3 protein-coding genes and 1 pseudogene are annotated in these 3076 nt (G+C 66.7%); all 4 read right to left on the bottom strand.

The features are described 5' to 3' along the window. A pseudogene (locus tag QZ281_RS07540) lies at positions 1–327 on the bottom strand (PAS domain-containing sensor histidine kinase); the annotation flags it as partial. An 85-nt stretch (positions 328–412) separates the two neighbouring features. Beyond that, entirely contained in the window at positions 413–979 is a 567-nt protein-coding gene (locus QZ281_RS07535; protein WP_292226702.1) for a hypothetical protein, read from the bottom strand. A gap of 82 nt (positions 980–1061) precedes the next feature. Continuing rightward, positions 1062–1469, bottom strand: a complete 408-nt coding sequence (locus QZ281_RS07530; protein WP_292226701.1) for a CBS domain-containing protein — start codon at positions 1467–1469, stop codon at positions 1062–1064. Positions 1470–1528: 59 nt separating this feature from the next. Next, positions 1529–3076, bottom strand: a 1548-nt coding sequence (locus QZ281_RS07525) for a VWA domain-containing protein (RefSeq protein ID WP_292226699.1), incomplete at its 5' end; no start/stop codon positions are given.

The following is a 3076-nucleotide window of genomic DNA, read 5'->3' as shown; positions in this document are numbered from 1 at the left end:
GGCGGCGTCGACGACATCGCTGGGCGCGGCATTGGCGGTCAGGGCGGCGGTTGCGGCGCTCAGGCCATTGTCGGCTGCGCTCAGCCGGGCCTGTAGATTGGCGACATAGAGGCGCGCGCCCTGCTGCAGCACCTGATCGCGCAGGTCATGGATCTCACGATCGGGGCGCGTCACCTCGCGGCTGACCATCAGCGCATAGGCCGCCAGACCGAACGTCAGGGCCAGAATTGTGATGCGCAGCCAGCCGGGCATGCCTGCTGGACGGCCCGGGGCGCGATCCGAGGCGCGGCGCCCCGGATTATTCTCGCGCCGCTCCGTGCCTGCCAAAACTGTCTCCCGAACAAATCAGTTGTGGGGGGAATCTAGGCTGCGTCGCAGATTCCTGTCGAGATGTGGTTAATGAAATCTGAAATCAGGCTGCGGCGGCGGGCGAGGCGAAGCCTTCCGGCGCCTTGGCCAGCACTTTCGACACGTTTCGCAGTATGGTTCGGGCGCGCCCGGCCAGTTCCAGCACGGCGGGCGGGGCGTCTTCGGGGCTGTCCGCTGTCAGGGCCATGATTTCTTCCGCCAGCTTCATCAACTGCGGGGCCGCAGCGATCAGGCGGGCCTGGTGTTCGATCAGGCCGGGATCACGATTGTACTCGGCGCCCGGCACGCGCCAGCCGCCCCAGTCCGCATCGTCGGTCACCACCACCGGATAGGTGCCGGGGTGGGGGTGATGCAGGCAGTCTTCCAGCAACTGCCACTTGTTGCGGGCGCGCATCAGCCGCCATTCTCCGCTGGCGAGAGCAGACGGATCATCAGCCGCCAGCATCAGCTCATGGGCCAAGAACTCGCGACCCAGGCCCACGTCATAGGTGACGCGCACCGGCTCGTCGAAACCCTTGGCCCAGACGGGCTGGACCTGTTCGATGGCCGCCCAGGCGCCGACGCACTCGACCCAGACCTTCTGGCCCTTCTGGAACTGCGCACGAGCCATTCCATCTTCTCCGACGAAATTCAGTCGGCCAGAATGAATGGCGAAGGTTGAAAACCGGTGTGGGGGCGCGGTTACCCGGACCTTAACGCGAGATGCTCTCCAGCGCCTCACCCGCGTACTTCTCTTTCACGCGGATCGACAGGTCGCCCAGAGACACCACGCCGACGACGCGGCCGTTCTTGTCGACCACCGGCGCACGGCGGATCTGTTTGGACGCCATCAGGTCCAGCACCACCTTCAGGTCGTCCGTGTCCAGCACGGTCTGTGCGTCGCGGCTGATGAACTCGATGACCGAGGCGGTGGGCGCGGCCCCGGCGGCCAGGGCGCGGACCACGATGTCGCGGTCGGTGATCGTGCCGATCAGCCGGTCGCCGTCCGCCACCGGAATAAAGCCGAAACCGCCCTTGGCCATACGGCTGGCCACGTCCTGAATCGTATCGCCGGGGTGGGCGAGGTGGACATCCTTGGTCATCACGTCACGAATCTTCACGGCGGGTCTCCTGATGTGTGCTGGGCTGGAGAACCCGCCGCGAAGACTGCGGTTCCGCTTTAGGGCGTGCGACGCTCCGGCAGGGTCTGGGCCGCGCGGACCAACTGGACGAACTCGGCCCGTTCGCTGAAGGGGTCAGAGCCGCGTGCGCCCTGCGCCTGTTCGATGATCTGATCCCAGCCGTAGGCCTGGTTCATCCACGGGTCGTTGCGCAGCTTCTGGCCGAAGGCGGCGACGGCGATGGCCCAGCGCAGGGCCTCGGGCGGCTGGGCGCTGACGCCGCCGGATGCGCGGTTGGTCAGGGGCTGCTGGATCAGTTCGGAGGTGCTGGCCCCCGGCTGTTTGTAGCGGACCTGGATGAAGCCGATCTCGCCGTTCGGATCGCCGCCGCCCACGCCGACACGGTTGTCGGCATAGCGCCTGTCCGGGATCTGCGTCGGGCCGCCGACGGGGGTGATCTCATACAGTGCCGTGACGCTGGCGCCCGATCCGACCTCGCCCGCGTCGATGCGGTCGTTGTTGAAGTCTTCCTCATTCAACAGCCGGGTTTCGTATCCGATCAGGCGCCATTCGGCGACGCGGGCCGGGTTGAACTCGACCTGAATCTTGACGTCGTCGGCGATGGGGAAAGCCCCCTTGTCGAACGCCGGGCCGAACAGGCGGCGGGCTTCGTTCAGGCTGTCGACATAGGCGGCGGTTCCGTTGCCGGCCTGGGCAATGGCCTGCATCCGCGCGTCCTGATAATTGCCGCGCCCGAAGCCGTAGACGGACAGATAGATGCCGGTCTGCCGCTTGTCGGCGACATAGTCCTCCAGCCGCTTGTTGTCGGTGACCCCGACGTTGAAGTCGCCGTCGGTGAACATCAGGATGCGGTTGACCCTGTCGCGGGCGAAGTTGGCCTGGGCCTGATCATAGGCGTTGGTCATGCCGGTCGCACCCGCCGTTCCGCCCGAGGCATAGAGGCTGGCCACCGCGCAGCGCATCTTCAGCTTCTCCGTGCCGCGCGTGGGCGCCAGACGCGTGCCTGCCCCTTCTGCGTAATAGGTGACGGCCAACGTATCCTGCGGGCGCAGGCGGTCGATGATCAGGTTCATCGACTTCTGGGCCAGTTCCAGCTTGTCGGCGCTGCCCATCGAACCGGACACATCGACCAGGAAGGTCAGGTTCAGCGGACGGCGCTGGGCCTCTGGCAGTTCATAGCCCTGCAGCCCGATCTGCACGATCTGTCGACCTGTCGCCCAAGGCGAGGCAGCGACGCCGGTGGTGATGGCGAAGGGCCGCGCCAGCGAGGTCGGGCGCGCATAGCCATAGTCGAAATAGTTGATCAGCTCCTCGACCCGCACGGCGTCGCGCGGCGGGGTGCGACCCTCGTTGATGAACCGGCGGACGTTGGCGTAGGCGGCGGTGTCCACGTCGATGGAGAAGGTCGAGACCGGCTGGTCCGCTGTCCGTTTGACCGGGTTGGGCGTGGCGTCGGGATAGCGTTCGGTATCGGCGAGCGGCGGCGTCGTGCCCGGCAGCACGCGCGATCCCGTGACGACCACATCGTTCAGGGCCGCCCTCACTTCGGCCTGCGAGGTTGTTACGGCCGGTCGGGACAGCGGCGG

It is taken from the genome of Brevundimonas sp. (genome assembly GCF_018608325.1).
Lineage (GTDB): Bacteria > Pseudomonadota > Alphaproteobacteria > Caulobacterales > Caulobacteraceae > Brevundimonas.
The sequence above is the reverse complement of the archived record's forward strand: the minus strand, read 5'-3'. Positions and strand labels throughout refer to the sequence as shown.

Bases quoted from the DNA above. Each gene is read 5' to 3' on its own strand.
- QZ281_RS07535 (WP_292226702.1), bottom strand. From the start codon at position 979: ATGGCTCGTGCGCAGTTCCAGAAGGGCCAGAAGGTCTGGGTCGAGTGC.